The organism is Shewanella xiamenensis, assembly GCF_024971755.1.
In the GTDB taxonomy this organism is placed as follows: Bacteria; Pseudomonadota; Gammaproteobacteria; order Enterobacterales; family Shewanellaceae; genus Shewanella; species Shewanella xiamenensis.
In genome coordinates, this window is record NZ_CP079718.1 from 4,207,365 (window position 1) to 4,227,901 (window position 20,537).

12 protein-coding genes and 2 pseudogenes are annotated in these 20,537 nt (G+C 47.4%); 6 read left to right on the forward strand and 8 right to left on the reverse strand.

Going from position 1 to position 20,537, the window contains the following annotated elements; translation table 11 throughout:
- Positions 1–243: 243 nt before the first annotated feature.
- Both ompV and KXJ80_RS19605 read left to right on the forward strand, forming a co-directional pair.
- On the forward strand, positions 244–1,017 hold the full coding sequence (gene ompV, locus KXJ80_RS19600) for an outer membrane protein OmpV (protein ID WP_218737347.1): 774 nt from the start codon (positions 244–246) through the stop codon (positions 1,015–1,017).
- 21 nt (positions 1,018–1,038) lie between these two features.
- Positions 1,039–1,497 carry a CC0125/CC1285 family lipoprotein gene (locus KXJ80_RS19605; RefSeq protein WP_172591034.1) on the forward strand — a complete coding sequence of 153 codons (459 nt, stop codon included), beginning with the start codon at positions 1,039–1,041 and terminating at the stop codon, positions 1,495–1,497.
- A gap of 93 nt (positions 1,498–1,590) precedes the next feature.
- Here KXJ80_RS19605 and KXJ80_RS19610 read toward each other — a convergent pair whose 3' ends face one another.
- From KXJ80_RS19610 to KXJ80_RS19625, 4 genes are read right to left on the reverse strand one after another with little or no spacing between them, the layout of a single operon-like run.
- Positions 1,591–2,877 carry an ATP-binding protein gene (locus KXJ80_RS19610; RefSeq protein WP_218737348.1) on the reverse strand — a complete coding sequence of 429 codons (1,287 nt, stop codon included), beginning with the start codon at positions 2,875–2,877 and terminating at the stop codon, positions 1,591–1,593.
- Positions 2,877–3,578, reverse strand: coding sequence for a response regulator (locus KXJ80_RS19615; RefSeq protein ID WP_144346597.1), 702 nt, complete (start codon positions 3,576–3,578; stop codon positions 2,877–2,879). The genes KXJ80_RS19610 and KXJ80_RS19615 overlap by 1 nt, the downstream gene beginning before the upstream one ends.
- A gap of 1 nt (position 3,579) precedes the next feature.
- A complete protein-coding gene (locus KXJ80_RS19620) occupies positions 3,580–3,963 on the reverse strand; it encodes a DUF3019 domain-containing protein (RefSeq protein WP_144346596.1) in 384 nt (127 codons plus the stop codon).
- 9 nt (positions 3,964–3,972) lie between these two features.
- Complete coding sequence (locus KXJ80_RS19625; protein WP_144346595.1) at positions 3,973–4,821, reverse strand: MipA/OmpV family protein; 849 nt, start codon at positions 4,819–4,821, stop codon at positions 3,973–3,975.
- 308 nt (positions 4,822–5,129) lie between these two features.
- Here KXJ80_RS19625 and KXJ80_RS19630 point away from each other — a divergent pair, with 308 nt between their 5' ends.
- Entirely contained in the window at positions 5,130–5,552 is a 423-nt protein-coding gene (locus KXJ80_RS19630) for a VOC family protein (RefSeq protein WP_037414649.1), read from the forward strand.
- A gap of 203 nt (positions 5,553–5,755) precedes the next feature.
- Here the strand turns inward: KXJ80_RS19630 and KXJ80_RS19635 are convergent, their stop codons facing one another.
- The 4 genes and pseudogenes from KXJ80_RS19635 to KXJ80_RS19650 all read right to left on the reverse strand — a co-directional run.
- A complete protein-coding gene (locus KXJ80_RS19635) occupies positions 5,756–6,445 on the reverse strand; it encodes a hypothetical protein (RefSeq protein WP_218737349.1) in 690 nt (229 codons plus the stop codon).
- A gap of 244 nt (positions 6,446–6,689) precedes the next feature.
- Positions 6,690–8,099, reverse strand: a complete 1,410-nt coding sequence (gene dbpA, locus KXJ80_RS19640; protein ID WP_218737350.1) for an ATP-dependent RNA helicase DbpA — start codon at positions 8,097–8,099, stop codon at positions 6,690–6,692.
- Positions 8,100–8,384: 285 nt separating this feature from the next.
- Complete coding sequence (locus tag KXJ80_RS19645; RefSeq protein ID WP_218737351.1) at positions 8,385–9,242, reverse strand: pirin family protein; 858 nt, start codon at positions 9,240–9,242, stop codon at positions 8,385–8,387.
- A 731-nt stretch (positions 9,243–9,973) separates the two neighbouring features.
- Positions 9,974–10,195 (reverse strand): annotated as a pseudogene (locus KXJ80_RS19650) (HAD family hydrolase); the annotation flags it as partial.
- Between the two features lie 326 nt (positions 10,196–10,521).
- Between KXJ80_RS19650 and KXJ80_RS19655 the strand changes: the two are divergent.
- The 3 genes and pseudogenes from KXJ80_RS19655 (at position 10,522) to KXJ80_RS19660 (ending at position 20,475) form a co-directional block, all read left to right on the forward strand.
- Positions 10,522–11,364: a sulfotransferase gene (locus KXJ80_RS19655; RefSeq protein WP_218737352.1), complete on the forward strand. Its 843-nt coding sequence runs from the start codon at positions 10,522–10,524 to the stop codon at positions 11,362–11,364.
- A 15-nt stretch (positions 11,365–11,379) separates the two neighbouring features.
- Positions 11,380–12,084: pseudogene (locus KXJ80_RS22510) on the forward strand (DUF4347 domain-containing protein); the annotation flags it as partial.
- 453 nt (positions 12,085–12,537) lie between these two features.
- Complete coding sequence (locus KXJ80_RS19660; RefSeq protein ID WP_445772417.1) at positions 12,538–20,475, forward strand: putative Ig domain-containing protein; 7,938 nt, start codon at positions 12,538–12,540, stop codon at positions 20,473–20,475.
- The last annotated feature ends 62 nt before the right edge of the window (positions 20,476–20,537 follow it).

The following is a 20,537-nucleotide window of genomic DNA, read 5'->3' on the forward strand; positions in this document are numbered from 1 at the left end:
CTGATGCCATTGATTTAATAGCAATAAACTCTAAGCCGTTATGCATTCCTTTTCTCGCTGTACCTATCTGGATATAGCTTAATTGAAACCTTATTCCTCTCTCACTGACGCTGCGTCATTAACCTCCCAAGCCACACCCTCAACGCAATCCCCAATCCTAGGTTACATTCGGATACAAAGTCCTTTTAAGAACTGAAATATAGTGCTCGCACTACCACTCGACAGAAATTTTAAGGATAGAAAATGAAGAAACTTTGCTTTGTTATCACAAGTGTTTTGATGTCTAGCCATGCTTTTGCAGAAAGCAATACTTACATTCGTAACGGTAATGTTTATAGCCATCAAAATCAGTTTTTTGCAGGAGTTGGTGTCGCAACTGGCAGCAAGTTTTACAAAGGACAAGATCACCAAACGGGTGCCTACCTCAATGGAGGCTACCACGGTGAAGACTTCAACGCCGATCTGTCCGGAATTAACTATCGCTTTTTAGGAACAAATGATAGTGCTATCAATTTCAGCGTATTTGCGGTTGCTAACCCAGGGTTTGATGCCGATGATGCCGATATTTTAACTGGCATGAAGGATCGCAAATTCAGCGGTGATGTAGGGCTAAACGCCGACATTCATTTAGGTGTAGGTACACTCTCAACCAAATTCCAACACGATGTGACAAATGTTTATAATGGTTTTCAGGCTGATATCACCTATTACCATCCCATTAATCTTGGCTTTGGGGATCTCGTGCCTTATGCCGGTGTACATTACTTTAGTAAAGACTTTGCCAACTACTACACAGGTGTTAACTCATCCGAAGCAACCGCGCAGCGCCCTGCATATCAGGCAGACGGTACCTTCGCCTATAAACTGGGTTACAGCTTAGTTATTCCAATCACTAAGCATTTAGACATTACCCAGGCTACAGGTTATTCGTACTTAGGTACCAATATGGCTGACTCGCCACTCATTGATAGCAGTAATCAGTGGGCGGCAACCTTAGGTGTGAGCTATAGCTTCTAAGTAATCTGACGAGACAAGATCATGATATCTATTAATAAAACGTTTTTATGCGCAGGATTAGCTCTGATGCTTTCAGCTTGTGCCACTTCCTATGATACTGAAAAGCAATTTTGGTCTTTCGGTAAGGGATTTGAAACCGTGCAAATAGCGCCCGATGGCTGGCAGATAAGCTTTGTTGGCAATACCAACACTGACCGTGCATTAGCTCGTAAATACGTTATGCGTAAGTCGGCAGAGTTATGTAAGCAAGCGGGTTATCGCTACTTCACGTTTACTCACGAGCAAACAGATCGTGACGCCGTAGGCCAGTTTGGTGTAGGTGCAACCGCGAGTAAGGATATCCTGTGGGGAACATCGACAATGAATCAGGAGACCTCTGTCATGGTCGAAGTCACAGGTTTACAAAGCAAGCCTGAAAATCCCCGTTCACGTATCTACGAAACGGATTACATACTGAATAATGTCGATGTAAACAGTTAATTGCCCATCCAAAGTGCATCAGCTCATGCTGGTGCACTTTAATCCCCATTATCCCCTATGCCCCCATACGCACACCCTGCTAAGGCATCGATCCTAAAGCGTAAACGTTAATGACATGCGAGCACCACCAAGCTTAGCAGAGCGCCCAATGCTTAATGGCGTGCCCATCCAACAGCCAATTCTAACGACAATCGCTAACCCCATACCATGACCTGCATTACCACGGCTATGCTGACCACGCACAAAAGGTTTAATCACTTGCAAAGACTCATGTTCATCAATCCCCGGACCATCATCTTCAACATGTAACCAAGTTGCGCCCTGCTCTACATCCAAGCTCAGCCGGATCGTCGATTTACCAAAACGCAGTGCATTACTGAGTAAATTATTAACCTGCATGGACAAGTAGTTAGGATCTGTTTTGACAACAAGTGGTGTGCAATAGGTAACCAATTCAACCGAAAAACCGGGGTATTCTTGGCCTTGGTATGTGGCAAGCAACCACGTATTTAGCTCAATCGACTGCCAATCGGGCTCGATATTCGCCTCATCGAGACGGGCATAACTCAGCAATGTCATCACCAAGTCTTCCATCGTGTCCAAATCGCGGTTCAAGCGCTGGAAATACTTGACTCTAAGCTGCTCGCTTTGGGTTTCTTCCAATGCCTCAATACCGAATCTGAGCCGCGCAATCGGGGTTTTTAAATCGTGAGAAACGGCTCGACTGAGCAATTTGTTGTCATCAATCAACTGCTGAATGCGATCAGCCATGCGGTTGAATTCGTTTTCAATATTGCCTATATAAGAGGTTTTTTGGACTGGAATTCGCTGTTGTAAATCCCCCATGCCAAACGCTTGAGTCACTTTACTAAGATTAACTAGCTGACGGATTAAAGGAGATACCCACACCAACAAAATCACCACCAAACCACCATAAAAAAGCATGGTGTATAGCTTATTCAAGTCAAAGCTGACATCCGTCGGCGTAACAATATCGGTATTGATGTTCAATACTTGCCCTGTTTTAGGCAGTAAATAATGCAAGGAGATGCCGTCATCGGACTCGAGCAGAAGTGATTTTCCCGCATAAAACTCTGCTTTAAGGGCTGAGGGTAAGACGAAATCGGCTTCACTCACTAAAGACAGTTGCTCTGAATTTAGCTGGTTCCAATTTTCTATGACGCGATGCTGACTGGCACTGTCTTCATCTAGGGTTTTAGCCAACGTGCCGCCTAGCAGCTTTAATGCTGCGAGCTGAGTGGCTGGGATTTGCGTGTCATTATCAGGATCCAAAAAGCTGGCAAACTCACTTATCGACCATCCTAAGCTTGCAATAGAAACCAACACGACCAATACCAGAGAAGTGATTAATTTCTTCATCACTCCAGCTCAGCCTCGTCGCGGCAAAAAAGGTATCCCTTGCCACGGATGGTTTTCACTTTGTAGGGCAGGCTTGAAGCTTCCTGCAATTTTTTGCGTAAACGGGATATACGAATATCCACCGAACGATCCAAGCCATCGTATTCAAAGCCTCGCAACTCAGCGACTAACTCATTGCGACTGACAATCGTGCCCGCCTTGAGTGCCAGCAGCCACAATACATCGAACTCATTAGCGTTTAAATCCAGCAGCTGCTTATCAATAGTGACCGTTTTTGCCGTTGCATTAAGCAACATAGAATCAAACACTAACTGTTGTTTTTGTTCTTCATCCCCCACGCGACGTAATAGGGCTTTTATCCGCGCTAACAACACCTGCGGCCGGATCGGTTTAGTGAGATAATCATCAGCCCCGGCATCTAACCCGCGGATCTCATCGCCGTCCTCAATACACGCCGTCATAAATAAAATCGGCCCAGAGTAAAATGCCCTCGCCTCCTTACACACATCGAAACCATTCTTAACGGGCATCATCACATCGAGTAATACTAAGTCCGGTGTTTCTTCAGCAATCATCTCTAAGGCAAAATCACCTTGGCTGGCGACCGTTACCCCATAGCCATGATCCAGTAAATAATCACTGATCCACTCTGCCAGCGAGATATCGTCTTCAACCACTAAAATGTGCTTTTCAGCTGACATATTAGAATAACCTCCAACCTGACTGGCTCTGCTTAGGGGCCTTATAAACCCATGTGACCACCACTTTGACTTGAGCGAGCGCTTGCACGTCATCATTGCGGATCAGAGTGAAAGTCGCCGTTTTATCCCCTTCAAAACTATATTGGTATTCCTGCAACCTGTTACCACTCCAGCAGGTTAGCTGTTGCTGGCGATCCGTGAGGATAAGGCAATACTCGCCACTCGCGGGTGTCTGCCAGCGAAATAAGACATCTTGATAGCAGGTTTGCCCTTTATGTAGTGCAATACAACGCTCGGGAGTGGCAGTAAACATCACCGAATCGTCCTGACTCCAAGCAAAAAAAGGCGCATTCAGTAACACAAGCCATAGAAAGAATCGCTTCATGCTTTCTCCCTAAAACACATAGCTGATAGAGGCATTAAAGTACGATGCATAGCTAGCTTGATTAAAGGGACTGTCGGTTACCTCTTGGGACAACAGGTTGAAGCGATACATAGCTCGAAAGACAACATTCTCACTGATAGGATAGGCAACGCCTAGCTCCATACCATAGCTAAAAGAACTACTCGGACGATATTCGGGAAATTGCTCAGTAGCCTCTTCTTTACTGATACCAAAAAGATAGCGATTTAAGGTGGCAGAAGAATAGCCAACGCTCCCCAATACGTGAAAATTCCAGTTACGAACCTGCCAAGATTTACCCAATCTGGCAGTACTCTGAATACCTTGATCATCATAATAATCAGACACTAATCTGTACTGAAAAACGTAGTTATCACCCCAATAACGCGTGGCACGAAACCCTGCGCCAATGTAGAGAGAATCCTCTGAGAGTAAATAAGCATTGCGACCCGCTTCATCGAGCGTGCTGGGGTCCACATCTGACGGACGAGCCCATGACCCCTGTAAGTTCGCCAGTAACAGTTCTAAGGACCAATCCTCAGAACTCCAAAGATTAACTCCAAGATTCACACCATCCTGAGATTGGTGAATCATCTCAATAAACAACCCTTTATACTGATACATGCCACTGACCAACAGTGACAGCTGCGCAGTACCGCCTTCTGCTTGTCGGACATCAACTTGATTGACCCCATAAACACTCATACCCAGCTCAAAATCACCTCCGTCATCGAAGCGATTTGCGCCGCCATTCACGCTACTAGCAATATCTGATGCGGCAACGGTACCGGGAAGAATGCTCAGTATTAATATAAGAAGCCAATGAATATGCATGCCCATTTAATTCACATTTTTAATCGTTATTTTGCGCTACATATTACAACAGTTTGTTAGAAAGTGTGGGGTTTAGGGATATTTGGGTAACCATTTGACTGATTTTTTAGGTAACAAAAAGTACGTCTAATCCCCTTATTTTGCATAAGCTGGCTAAACCGCACTGCAAGCTAAGCCTATGCGGCCCTGAGGAATATAGTGCAACTCATTGAACTGTTTTTCTTTCATTAAATCCTTTGTACGCATATCGATACATTACCCGACCAGCTTGCTACCATAGCTTATACGATTGGGCTCAACATCAAGGAACAAAGATGAAACAGACTATTGTCCATATCGCACTCGTAGTAAGAGACTACGATGAGGCGATTGATTTTTATGTTAATAAACTCAAATTTGAATTGATTGAAGACAGTTATCAACCCGAGCAAGATAAACGCTGGGTTGTGGTTGCGCCGCCTAATTCCCATGGTACCGCCCTACTATTAGCCAAAGCCTCCAAACCTGAGCAGGAATCATTTATCGGTAATCAAGCCGGAGGACGGGTGTTTTTATTCTTAAATACCGATGATTTTTGGCGCGATTATGAGCATATGCGGTCAATAGGCATTCACTTTATTCGCGATCCACAAGTGCAAGATTACGGCACTGTAGCCGTATTTGAAGATCTCTATGGCAACCGCTGGGATTTATTGCAGCTCAGCCCTCATCACCCCATGGCGAAAAGATGTCAGTAACTATGTGATTGAATAAAAAGTAAATCAGCCTTTCCCTCATTTAGCAATCATACTCTGCATCGACACCGATGCAGTAATGGCAAGTGTCGCTAGTTACGACCAAGCACTCGGATTATGACAAGGCACTATCAAGTTAGATGCGCAAAAAACAAAAAGCGAAGCCATTTGGCTTCGCTTTTCCCCAGAAACTAGCTGAGACTAAGTTACCAAAATTTCCACCATGGCTTTTCACGCTGCAAAGGCATAGGAGCTTGAGTCTCTTTAGTCGCCGGAGTCTCAGGCATTGGCACCCAAGAAGAGGTATCGACACCTTTAATCCCCATATCCAAAGAGGAGGAATTTCGACACCTGTATCTGTCACTCAAATAAGGGTTAGCATATAATTCAACTAAACCGTATGGCACTAAATTTTTATCATAAAAGGAGAGTTCAGCAATACCTGAAAATGATTCCGCCGTTCGGGTAAAACATTGATTAAAGGTAATGGCGTCCTCATCCGGATCATTTAAGAAAAATACCTCTAAAGGATGCATTGAAAGGTAGGGATATTTTAAGTCTTGTAGATCACTAACGGCTTTGGCCCAATATTCTTCTGCGATTGCTTCATGTCCACAAAACTCAACAAACAAGTGCTTGCTAGCAATAATATTTGCTAAGGCTCTTTCTTTGGTTGTACAAGGAGCCATAAATTTAAATACACCGGGCTCATCTTCATCACTGGTGTAATTGTATTCAGCAGGTTGGAGATCCGCTGCCTCAAAACAAAAAAACCAAGCCGCAGGAATTTGATTACTACCAGTAGCAACAACATCGTAAGGTTCTGCTTTTTCGATTAAAGTTTCGATACAACCACTCATTAACTCAGAGTTAATTAGGTAAGCATTATTTGCCATTTATTATTTCCATAATACAAAATATTTTATCATCAGCTGAAAATCAGCTTATTTATAAAGCAAAGAAAATTATTAAATTTACAGAATGAAAGACTTATAAAACCATTCAATTAATCACTTTTAATTTGTATTTATAATATGCCAAGACATTGATTGAAAATAGTATTCAGAACTCACATTTATGAACTATAAAAAGTAAAAAGCGAAGCCATTTGGCTTCGCTTTTTGTTCACTTAATAGCAGTTTATTTCATCAACCACGCGCGGTAAGACTTACCCTTAATGCGGCCGCTGGTGATCTTGCTCAGTGCCTTGTTAGCCACTTTACGGTTTACCGCCACATAAGCGCGGTAGTCGGTCACGAGGATTTTACCCACCTGCGTACCCTCAATGCCATTATCACCCGTCAGGGCGCCAAGAATATCACCAGGGCGAAGTTTCTCTTTTTTACCGCCATCGATTTGCAGAGTGATCATGGTTGGCGCATTGGGCGCACTGCCAAGCAAGCTTAATGATGGCAGTGATTCACTGGTAATTTCTCGATCTAAGTACTCTTCTAGTAAGGCAATCTTGTAACCGTCTTGATCGTTATAAAAGGTATAAGCAGCGCCTTTACTGCCCGCACGGCCAGTACGGCCGATACGGTGAATGTGCACTTCGGTATCGTAGGCCACATGGTAGTTAAATACGGCATCTAGCGCATCAATATCTAAACCACGGGCGGCCACGTCGGTAGCCACCAGCACGCATGCGCTCTTGTTAGCAAATTGCAGCAGGGTTTCGTCCCTATCACGCTGTTCTAAATCGCCGTGCAAGGCCAAAACACTAAAGCCTAAATCCTCGAGTTCGTCGGCCACTTTTTGCGTTTCACGTTTGGTATTACAAAACACCACGGCGCTTTCTGGCTTATGTTCTAACAGTAATAATTGCAGCGCTTGCATGCGCGACTTATCGTCATCTAACTGATAAAAATGCTGTTCGATGGTATTTTTTTCATGGGTAACCGCGGCCTTAACCATCACAGGGTTATACATGATTTGTTTAGCAATCGATTGAATTTGCTCAGGGAATGTTGCACTAAACAGCAGCGTTTGGCGCTCGCGTGGTGACTGTTCAATAATCGCATCGAGCTGTGGTTGGAACCCCATTTCGAGCATGCGATCAGCTTCATCAAGCACTAACATATTCAGATGACTTAAATCTAAACGATTGCGGTCTAAGTGATCGACAATCCGCCCCGGTGTTCCCACAATAATATGGGCACCATGCTCTAAAGAGCCAATTTGTGGCCCCATTGGCACACCACCACACAGAGTTAATACTTTCACGTTGTGTATACCGCGGGCCAGAGTACGGATCTCCTGCGCCACTTGGTCGGCTAACTCGCGGGTTGGGCATAGCACTAAGGTTTGAATGCGAAAACGCTTAACGTCTAATTTATTTAGTAAACCTAGACCAAAGGCCGCCGTTTTACCTGACCCCGTTTTACCCTGACCTATAACATCCTCACCCGCTAAAATGGCTGGCAAGCTTTGCGCCTGAATGGGCGTCATCTCGTTGTAGCCCATAGAAGAAAGGTTCTCAAGCAGTTCGGTTTTTAGCTTAAGGGTCGAGAAAGCCAGTGATGGAGTAGGCTTAGTATCTGAATTGCTCAAGGCGAATATCCTGTGGTGGGTAACGAAGCGGCTGCTAGGTTACTAAAATTGTGTTACTTATCGATTAAACGGGTTTATCAAGATTCAGGTTTACGTAGGGCAAGAATTCAATTCTGCGCTCGCTCAACCCAAAAGTACCGCTATTGTAGCAACAACGGGCAGCTTTTACCTCAAGTCCTTAAACTCAAGTCCTTAAACAATCGAAATCGCCTGCGTAAACTGCAATAAAAAAGCCCTGCAAGGATACAGGGCTTTGGTTTTGATCAGCACGGCAGACTTAACAGATTAAGCGATTTGGCCAAAACGCCCTTCTTGATAATCGCGAATCGCCTGCTGAATTTCCGCTTGGGTGTTCATCACAAAGGGGCCCATCTGCACAATTTTTTCGCGAATCGGTTTACCCACAAACAGTAACATGCTCGCACCGCGTTCATCGGCCTTAAGCTGCAATGGCGTTTGGCTATCGAGCACTAAAAACTGGCCTTGATTGAATGACCACTGTGAGCCTTCGCCCTTACTCAAGCCACCTTGGTAAATATAGAGGGCGGCAAACTCATGCTTGGATAAATCGAGCAGCGCTTCACCATTGGCGTTAATCATCAAGTCGGCAATCGCCGCTTCGCCCGCTAATCCTTGGATGGTAGCACTGATGGCGCTCTTACCCGCAAAAGCCCAATCACCCGCCAAGGCTTTAAGGGTTGCGCCTGTGTCATTAGTGGTTTCAACGCTTGGGATTGAAGCCGTATCCTGATACGTCGCGGGGCGCAGTTTATCTTTCGCGGGCATATTGACCCAAATTTGGAAGCCATGCAGACCATTGAGTGCATCGGCCAGCGGCATTTCAGAATGCACCACCCCATAGCCGGTGCTCATCCACTGCACATCGCCAGCACGAATCGCTTTGACGTTACCCATTTGATCTCTATGCTCAAATCCGCCCTTACGGATATAGGTAAAGGTCTCCATCCCACGGTGCGGATGCGGTGGAAAGCCACCAATAAAATCCTGTTTATCATCGGATTTAATCTCATCCATCATCAAAAACGGGTCAAAATGGGTAGTGATAAAGTCCGCCACACGGCGAATATTCACCCCGTCGCCATCCATCGCAGGTTTAGCAGAAAACTGACCTAAAACTTTCATTTTATGCTCCTAACTCATAAGGCATTAGCCTGTGCACTCGCTATCTTTTGGCTCCCAAAATGACAGGGTGAAACTGTGGCAATGCTGATGGTGGCAGAATAACAAGGAAATTTGCAAAAGAATAACGCGAAATCACGGTCTAAACATTCGAGAAAATGGAACGGTAGGTTGCTGATACCCACTCATACAAGCTTGCCATGATGTTTACTCACCAACACGGTGAATAGAAACCTAGGTTTTCTGAGATTATGAACGAGAACCATGGATGGCGAACTGGACTTTAAACACAGATGTTGTTCAAGTCCATCCGAGGATGTAGGGCTGTCCCGTCTGATGTGAATGGATTCACCAATACCGCGGTGGCATGGATGCCAAAGAGCGGCCATGGGGCGGACGGTCGTCTCCTAATCACCATGACTCACCTTTTTGGCATTAACGTAACCTGTAGATTTAAAAGCGTTACGCAGCATGCTTTGGGACATTTTCGGGTTAACGCTGAGCTAAGTGGACAAATAAGAGCAACAAGGTGCGTAAATTTGGTTCACCTACCGCAGCCTGTTAGGCATTTTGAGTTTTTCTAAATACTTTTTATCAATCAAATGAAACCGCTCTGCCACCTCAGTCCCCTTCATTTAGCAGTCTCTTAACCACGAGGGTTTGTGATCAAGAGGAAGCCTTCGGGTAATGCCGTTTATTTAAGATTGAACGTCATTTTCTTTGGTCTAACCGGAAACTTGTTTTTGCTCATAATCGAGGTAATACCAATCTAAGGGACCCGCAACTCTGACGTAGGCTTCTTCCACAAGTTGTTGCGCCTAGCTCCGGCTTAATCCCCGCGGCTTGCTCAGCTCCTGCGGCACCAGACTCTGCCAAAAATGGTTATCAAAGTGCAAATCGAGCAGGGTGCCATCCATATCGAGCAGTACAGTATCAATCTTCTTCCAGTCAAACATGTGAGGTACTGTGTGGTTGCTATTTGTCCAACAAACAGTAGTGAATATGTTCCGCAGAAAAAATATGTTTAAAATGTTTCTCATTTGTTTTGCACCACCCTCATTTGGTAGCTATTTTGTTTATTTCTGGTTATGTTTGCAGCTAAAAATAGGTAGGTCGAAATAATTATACCGAGAATTAAATACAATTTTGGATAACTGTCCTAGATTGTGTGGGTAAGAGACCCATTTATCCACATGAATTTTTTATCCAGATTATAGTTAAGTTTCATAGTCGGTTCTTTTGACATTTCTATAAATAATGATTTTAGAGAGCAAGGGATTGAATGGCCACTCAATTACATTTTATTTCAGGATTACCACGCTCAGGGTCAACACTGCTTGCGGGTATATTAAGACAAAACCCGCGATTCCATGCGTCTATGAGTAGTCCTGTCGCGGGCTTAGTTAATGGTGCTCTTGAACAAATGGGGGCAGGTGGCGAGTTCTATTCATTTTTTGATGAACATAAACGCAAAACTATTTGCAAAGCATTAATTGAAGCTTACTACTCAGATAAGTCTCATCCGGTGATTTTTGACACCAACCGTCAATGGACTGCTCGTATACATCAATTGGTGGAGCTGGTTGATGATTTTAAAGTGATTTGTTGTGTACGTAATCCAGCCTGGATTATGGATAGTTTTGAAAAGATCTATCGTAAAAATCCTTTTGACTATAGCCGAATGTTTAATGCAGCAACTCGCCAAACAGTATATAGCCGCTGTGAGTCGTTAATCGGAGCCGGTGGTGTAGTGGGGGGCGCTTGGACAGCACTAAAGGAAGCATACTATGGTGAGTTTTCTGATCACTTACTTTTAGTGGACTATGATCTACTGACTCAGCATCCTGCGCGCACTGTTGAATTAATATATAAATTTATTGACGAGCCATTATTTGAACATGATTTTAATGATGTTGATTACAAAGAAAGTGAGTTCGACCAACAACTGGGTGTAAAAGATTTGCATACAGTGAAAAAGAAAGTGGAGTTTAAATCACGACGTAGCATTTTGCCGCCTGATTTATTTGTAAAGTACCAAGAAATGGACTTCTGGCTGGATACTACTGGCACTGCAGCCAATATTATTGCCAGTAAAAAGTCGACAGCAACTCCAGTAAAAAACTAAGGAATGTACAGTAATATGGCAAACAAAATTGTTACTGGGTTGTCTTCTCTGTTATTGCCCTTTGGATTATATGGCGCGCCTATTCACCTTTCTTCTGGTTATTCACGCTCGTATCTTTCGGCTACGACTCAAGGAAACTTGCTTCCAGTAAGCACAGTTGCATCTTCAAAGGTATTACGCGGATTAGCTCCAGAAAATGCTAGCGAATTGAATATAGTTAGTGCTTACCCTATTAGAGAGTTGGTAATAATAGATTCAGCTGTACCGGATAAACAAATTTTTTACCGAGATCTTAAACCTGGGATTGATATTGTTGAAATCGATTCTAGCCAATCTGGCATTCGTCAGTTAGAAGATATTCTCTCTAAATATCAAAATCTTGCAGCAGTTCACATTGTCTCCCATGCACAAGCGGGTGAGTTTTTACTTGGCAATTCTCATATTAATGTCGATAACCTCAAGAGTGAATCGGAAATCTTCGCGGCATTAAATGGCGCTGTGCGCGACGGCGGTGACTTGCTGTTGTACGGTTGTGATTTGGCAGCGAATGAAGAAGGTGAAGAATTACTGGATATTATCCAGCACAACACGCATCTGGATGTCGCTGCATCCGATGATTTAACCGGTAATCTGGCGCAGGGCGCTGATTGGAATTTGGAGATCCAGCGCGGCACTATCGACACAGAATTGGCGTTCTCTGAAAAAGCCTTAAAAGATTTTTCGGCGGTACTGGCGACTTACACCCTCTCTAACTTCACAATGAATTACGGTGTCAACCAACACTGTCCTGATGATTCACCTTCCTTCACCTACAATTACCAGTCCCTCACTAAAGACAGTTATATTGTCTGTGGCTTTATGGGGAACAATAGTACTGGTGGCACCACCGTGCATATTTCCAATTACTATGGCAACAAGACAGATGCATTTCTGAGCCCGAATGGCAGTGCTACTAACAATCAAACGCTTTCTGGTACCAATGCCTTTGAGGTTCGCAGAAACAATGGCAATTTCCAGCTTTCCAGCGTGGTTGCGGCCGAATCCTTTGGCGGTACAAATGTATTTACCAGCGTCAAAGTGGTGGGTTACGTTTGGGGTGGCGGCACAGTAGAATCCACGCCAATCACCAGCGATACAACGGCAGTGAATACCTTTACCTTCTCCGGCGCCAGCATGTCAGCATTTGCGGGAGTCAACCTCACCAGGTTCCGCTTGGTATTTGTGAATCAGCCTAATTCTCACATTGGTTATCTGAACCTGCAAAGTTTTGATGCCACTCAGGATGTCACTCCACCTACTGTGACTTCGGTCAACTCCAGTACAGCGAATGGCACCTACAAAGCGGGCGATGTGATTAGTATCCAAGTTAGTTTCAGTGAGCCAGTCAATGTGACTGCGACCCCGCAGTTGACACTGGAAACCGGCGCGACTGATCGGGTTGTCAGTTATTCGAGTGGCAGCGGCAGCAGCACACTGACCTTTAACTATACGGTTCAGGCAGGCGACAACACATTTGATTTGGATTACCTGTCAAGCAATGCCCTGACGGTCAATCTTGCGGGCATCAGGGATGGCGCATCGAATAATGCAGTTTTGACCCTACCAAGTCCTGGTAGTGCAAATTCACTGGGCGCCAACAAAAATATTATCATTGATGGTGTGGCACCCACGGTTTCATCGGTGACTGCAAGCACCGCTAACGGTACCTACAAAGTTGGTGATGTTATTGATGTCCAGGTCAATTTCAGCGAAGTGGTGAATGTCACTGGTACGCCACAACTGACTCTGGAAACTGGCACAACGGATCGCACCATTAATTATGCGAGTGGTAGTGGCTCCAGCAGCTTGACCTTCAGCTACACTGTTCAGGCGGGCGACAATAGCAGCGATTTGGACTATGTATCAACCAATTCGCTGGCGTTGAACGGCGGCAGTATTCGCGATGCGGCTACGAATAATGCGACCCTTACACTGGCTTCACCCGGAGCGGCTAATTCATTAGGCGCTAACAAAGCGTTGGTGGTGGATGGCGTCGTGCCCTTTGTAACCAGTACTGCCCCTGTTGGCGGCGCGGTTTCAACGGATCCCAACGTGGATTTCAGCGTGAATTTCAGTGAGTCTGTCAGTAATATTTCCACTGACGATTTCGCTTTGGGAACTACGGGTGGTGCAACAGGCACGATTGCAAGTGTATCTGCTAGTTCGGGCTCCAGTGTGACAGTGACGGTGAGTGGTATTACTGGCAATGGTACGATAAAGCTCAACCTGAACGGCTCCACCAATATTTCTGATGCGGCAGGCAATGCTGGCCCAGCAGCTTATACCAGTGGCACGAGCCATACGGTAGCCATTCCAACGGCACCGGATGCACCAGCGATAGGCACTGCAACGGCAGGCGTTGGACAGGCCACAGTCGCCTTTACTGCACCAGTCAATAACGGTGGCTCGGCAATTACTGGTTATACCGTGACTTCCAATCCCGGCGGTATTACCGCAGGTGGTAATGGATTTACAACGTCTCCGATAACGGTAACGGGCCTTACGAATGGCACGGCTTATACTTTTACAGTGACGGCAACTAATGCCATTGGAACAAGCATTGTTTCTGGTGCTTCCAATTCAGTGGTGCCCAAAGCTAATCAAACAATTACTTTCAATAATCCCGGTGCACAGAACTTTGGTACCAGTCCGACCCTAAGTGCGACCTCTAGCTCGGGCTTGACGGTCAGCTTCTCATCTTCAACGACGGGGATCTGTACCATCACCTCTGGAGGTGCGTTGACCTTTGTTAACTCTGGCTCATGTACTATCGATGCCGACCAGGTCGGGAATGCGGCCACCAATGCTGCAACGACGGTAAGCCAAAGCTTTACCGTTAATGCTGTTGTCCCCAGTGCTCCAACGATTGGCTCCGCAACGGCCGGGGATACTCAAGCATCGGTTAGCTTTACAGCCCCCGTTAGCACTGGTGGTGCACCGATCCTTGCCGGAGGCTACACTGTCACCGCTAGCCCCGGTGGTGCAACGGGTACTGGATCTGGTTCGCCGATTACAGTGACAGGGTTGACTAACGGAGTGGCCTACACTTTTACTGTCACAGCGACTAACTCCGCAGGTACTGGTGCTGCGTCTGCAGCATCCAATTCAGTCACACCCGCATCGCCTCAGACTATTACTTTTGCTAACCCTGGGGCGCAGAATTTTGGAACGTCGCCCAACTTGTCTGCCAACTCAACATCAGGCTTAGCCGTCAGCTTTAGCTCATCTACCACAGGGGTATGTACGGTTAGCGGTTCAACCCTGACTTTTGTCACTGCAGGTACTTGTACCATCAACGCTGAGCAGGCTGGTAATTCGTCCTATCTGGCCGCCGCCACGGTCAGCCGAACATTTACAGTAAATGCTGTTGTACCGAGTGCGCCAACAATTGGCACAGCAACGGCCAGTGACATGCAAGCAAACGTATCCTTTATTGCCCCGGTTAACACGGGTGGAACCTCCCTAACAGGATATACCGTGAGCGTCAGCCCGCCTGATGTTGCCCCAGTTGATGGTGCCAGTTCGCCGATTTTAGTGACAGGCTTGACTAATGGACAGGCCTATACCTTTACGGTAACGGCAAATAACTCTGCTGGCACAGGCGCTGCATCAGCTGCATCAAATAGCGTGACGCCCGCAGCAAGCCAATCCATTACTTTCACTAATCCGGGATCGCAAAACTTTGGTACTTCACCGACTTTGACTGCAACGTCCGATTCAGGTTTGGCGCCAACCTTTACCTCATCCACTCCGAGTGTCTGTACCATCACCAGTGGGGGCTTATTGAGCTTTGTCACTGTAGGCACTTGTACCATCAACGCAGACCAGGTGGGCAATGCGAGTTATTTGGCGGCGACCCAAGTGAGTCGTTCATTCAGTGTCAATGCCGTTGTACCCGGCGCGCCAACAATCGGCACTGCCACTGCGGGGAATGCTCAAGCAACGGTGAGTTTTAGTGCTCCGGCATTCACTGGTGGTGATGCCATTACGGGCTATTCCTTAGTATCGACTCCAGGCGGTATTACGGCATCGGGCACTTCTTCACCCATCACGATAATGGGATTAACCAATGGGACTTCCTATTCATTTACGGTTGCAGCTATAAACTCAGCCGGAACCAGTAGCGCCTCCACGGCGAGTAATACAGTGAAGCCTAATGGTGCTCCCGTTATCAGTTCGACGGCGTTAACCAGTGCCACCCAAGATGCGGCCTATAGCTACACCTTGGTAGCGACGGATAGCGACGTGGGCGACAGTCTCACCTTAAGCGCCGTGACACTGCCAAGCTGGCTGAGCTTTAATGCAGCCACGGGCGTACTGAGTGGTACCCCAGCTAATGCTAACGTAGGCAGTCATGCCGTGGTACTACGCGCCACCGATGTGGATGGTTTAACCGCAGAGCAAAGCTTCAGCATTGTGGTGGCAAACGTCAACGATGCACCGACCATCAGTTCAACGGCGTTAACCAGTGCCAACCAAGATGCAGCCTATAGCTACACCTTGGTGGCGACCGACAGCGATGTGGGCGACAGTGTCACCTTAAGCGCAGTCACTCTGCCGAGTTGGCTGAGCTTTAATGTAGCCAGTGGCGTGTTAAGCGGTACCCCAACTAATGCTAATGTCGGCAGTCATGCCGTGGTGCTACGCGCTACGGATGTGGATGGCTTAACCGCAGACCAGAGCTTTACGATTGCAGTGGCAAACATCAACGATGCACCGACCATTAGTTCAACGGCGTTAACCAGTGCTACCCAAAATGCGGCCTATAGCTACACCTTGATAGCAACGGACAGCGATGTGGGCGACAGTCTCACCTTAAGTACCGTGACACTGCCAAGCTGGCTGAGCTTTAATGCAGCCACGGGCGTGCTGAGTGGTACCCCAACTAATGCTAACGTGGGCAGTCATGCCGTGGTGCTTCGCGCTACGGATGTGGATGGTCTGACGATTGACCAGAGCTTCAGCATTGTGGTGGCAAACGTTAATGATGCACCGACCATTAGTTCAACGGCGTTAACCAGTGCCACTCAAGATGCGGCCTATAGCTACACCTTGGTAGCAACGGACAGCGATGTGGGCGACAGTCTCACCTTAAGCGCAGTCACACTGCCAAGCTGGCTGAGCTTTAATGCAGCCACGGGCGTGCTGAGTGGTACCCCAACTAATGCCAATGTCGGCAGTCATGCTGTGGTGCTACGCGCCACCGATGTGGATGGCTTAACCGCAGAGCAAAGCTTCAGCATTGTGGTGGCGAACGTCAACGATGCACCGACCATTAGTTCGACGGCGTTAACCAGTGCTACCCAAGATGCAGCCTATAGCTACACCTTGGTGGCGACCGACAGCGATGTGGGCGACAGTGTCACCTTAAGCGCGGTTACACTGCCAAGCTGGCTGAGCTTTAATGCAGCCAGTGGCGTGTTAAGTGGCACCCCAACTAACACCAATGTCGGCAGCCATGCCGTGGTGCTTCGCGCTACGGATGTCGATGGCTTAACCGCAGAGCAGAGCTTTAGCATTGTGGTGGCAAACGTCAACGATGCACCGACCATCAGTTCAATGGCGTTAACCAGCGCCACCCAAGATGCGGCCTATAGCTACACCTTGGTGGCGACCGACAGCGATGTGGGCGACAGTCTCACCTTAAGCGCAGTCACTCTGCCAAGCTGGCTGAGCTTTAATGCAGCCACAGGCGTGTTAAGTGGCACCCCAACTAACACCAATGTCGGCAGTCATGCCGTGGTACTACGCGCCACCGATGTGGATGGCTTAACCGCAGAGCAAAGCTTCAGCATTGTGGTGGCAAACGTTAATGATGCACCTGTCGCTACCAATCAGACAGTGACGCTAGAGGAAGACAGTTCGGTGATGATCACGCTTGCGGGTGAGGATGCCGACAATGATCCTCTGACCTATGAGATCAGTGCCCAACCTGCCTCTGGTACCTTAGAGCAGCACGGTAGTGTCTGGCTCTACACGCCTGAGAAGGATTTTAATGGTACTGACTCTATTGGCTTTATCGCTAAAGATGCAGAGCTGAGCTCAGAGCCTGCCACAGTCACCGTGACGGTTACGCCAGTGAACGACGATCCTCAAGCTATCGATGACAGCTATACCTTAACCAGTACTGCAAATGACACCTATTCGTTAGCTGTGTTGGCAAACGATGTGGATGTTGATGGTGACACCTTAAGCATTGATGGTGCTGCTGCGGATATTGGCAGTGTACAAATCACTGCTGATGGACTCAGCTTTACCGCGCCCGAGGCTTATGTGGGGCCAGTTGCACTACGTTATACCATTAGCGATGGCAACAAAGGCCGAGCAACCGCCAAAGTGAATCTGCTGATTGAAGGCGCTGATTCAGCGAGTCAACCCGTGATCACCCTCCCTGATGATGTGGAAGTGAATGCGACAGGCCTGTTTACGCGGGTGAAACTCGGTTTTGCCAAGGCGGTTGACCGTAATGGCCATCCATTACCCGTGTCGCTGGTGAATAAGAGCTTATTCTTCGCTCCTGGCAACTACTTAGCCTATTGGCAGGCTATAGACAGCGAGGGCAATAAGGCGATTAAAGCGCAGAAGGTCAAAGTCAATCCATTGATTTCGCTGAGCAAAGATCAAGTTATTGCAGAAGGGAATCAAGTGACCGTGAGTGTTCACCTCAACGGAGAGGCACCAAGCTATCCGCTGAGTATTCCTTACACAGTGTCAGGAACGGCAGACAGCAGCGACCATGATTTGGTTGATGGCGTAGTGGAGATAGCCTCAGGACAAATGGCAGAAATCCACTTTACTACCTTGAACGATGGTGTGAGTGAAGGGAATGAAGAGGTACTAATCAGCCTTGACCCAAGCCTGAATCTTGGTAGTAAGCAGCAGACCCAAGTGGTGATTACCGAAGCCAATATTGCACCACAGGTTAGTTTGGCGGTGACTCAAGCTGGCCAGCAACAAGTCATTGTCGCGCAAAATGGCGGCGATGTGCATATTCGTGCCACCGCCTCCGATGCCAATGAGCAAGATACATTGACGCTGACGTGGGCTAGCGGCGCGTTAAGCTTGCAAGCGGATGCGACGGGGATGATGTTCTCTCCAGCCGCGGTAACGCCGGGGATTTATCCCGTGAGCTTAACAGCGACCGATGATGGTTCGCCTATGCTGTCGAGTACCGAAACAGTGTACATCGTAGTGCGTCCAAGTTTAGCCGCATTGACGAGTGCCGATACGGATGGCGATTTAATCCCTGATGTTCAAGAAGGCTATAGCGATAGCGATAGTGATGGCATCCCAGATTATTTGGATGCGAACAATGACTGTAATGTGATGCCTGAAGGTGAATTGCAGCCAGTGTACTTCTTGGCCGAAGGGCAAGCGGGCGTCTGTTTACGTTTGGGAAATATTGCCCTAAGCCGTGGACAGAGCGGTGTGCAACTACAGCCTGAAGCCGTGGCTGAAGATGCTTTAGCTGCCAATGTGGGTGGTATTTTCGACTTTATCGCGACGGGTCTGCCACAACAGGGCCAAAGCTATAGCTTGGTATTGCCACAACGCTCGCCCGTTCCAGCGAATGCCGTCTACCGCAAGTTTAATGCGCAAGCGGGCTGGCGAGACTTTGTGATTGATGCAAACAACACTGTTGCCAGTACTGAGGGTGAACGTGGTTTCTGCCCGCCACCCGGGGATAGCCGTTGGACGCCGGGATTAACCGAAGGCCATTGGTGTGTGCAGTTGACTATCGAAGACGGTGGCCCTAACGATGATGATGGTGTGGCTAACCGTACTATCGTCGACCCAAGTGGCGTCGCGGTGATGCTCAATGGTAACCACTTGCCTGTCGCCAATCCCGACTCGGCAGCAATTGCTTGGAACCAAAGTATCGATGTCAATGTGCTCGCCAACGATACGGATAGCGATGGCGATAGTTTGAGCGTCACGCAAGTGATTAGTGAGTTTGGCACAGTCACCGTGCTGGCCAATCAGCAGCTCAGCTACACACCGGCGGCAGACTTTATCGGCACCGATGTGTTGGTGTATAGCATTACTGATGGCAAAGGCGGTACGGCAAGTAGTGAGCTGACGATCGTGGTGAATGGTAACACTGCACCTGTGACTGTCGATGACAGCGCCGCTACCGATGACCGTACCAGCTTGCTTATCGATGTGCTGAGTAATGACACCGATGTGGATGGTAATACGTTAACCTTGTTAAGTGCGACGGCTCAACAGGGCACTGTGGCTATCGAAGCCAATAAACTGCGCTATATCCCTAAAACAGGATTCGATGGTGTGGATACCGTGACCTATAGGATTAGCGATGGCCAAGGTGGTGAAGCGACGGGGCAGGTGCTTATCACAGTGAAAGCCTATCAAGAGGTCATTATCGATAATAAGTCAGGAGGAGGCAGTATGACCTTATGGGCGTTGGCATTTATCTTGGCATGCGCGATATTGCGTCGCCGAGAATTACAGCGATTGGCCTTAGGCTGCCTGTTATTGCTCAGTGTGACGCAACAGGCACAGGCAACCGACTGGTATGTTGAGGGTTTTATCGGCCAAGCGCAGGCCGATAAAACACTGCCTGAGTTGAATACCCAAGTCGGAGAGGGACAACTCCTCAACGTCGATGACTCGGATACCGCATTTGGGGTGAGTCTAGGTTATCAATGGACGCCGATTGTGGCGTTGGAACTGGGCTATGCCGATTTTGGTGAAGGAACAGCGAGGATTAAGGGCGCGACGTTAACGCCAGCGCAATACCATGAGTTGGTGAAAACTGTCACCCCAGTGCTTGCCGATGGGGTTATGTTGGGCTTGAGATTTACCTTGCTGCAGCATCAAGGTTGGCGCTTTGAAGTGCCTGTAGGCTTGTTCCATTGGCAAGCGGATATTAGTAGTACCATGGGCAATACCACGATAACGACCGATTTAGACGGCACAGATTGGTATGCGGGAGTGCGTTTCAGTTACCAATTTAGTGATGCTTGGTCTATGGGTTTAGGTTATCAATACATTGATATTGAACCGAATGACCTATTGAGCTATCAACTCAATCTGCGTTATCAGTTTTAGATGATATTGACATCAAAAGGGGCTTAGCCCCTTTTTTGTTTCCAGCCCTAAACCACCTACTT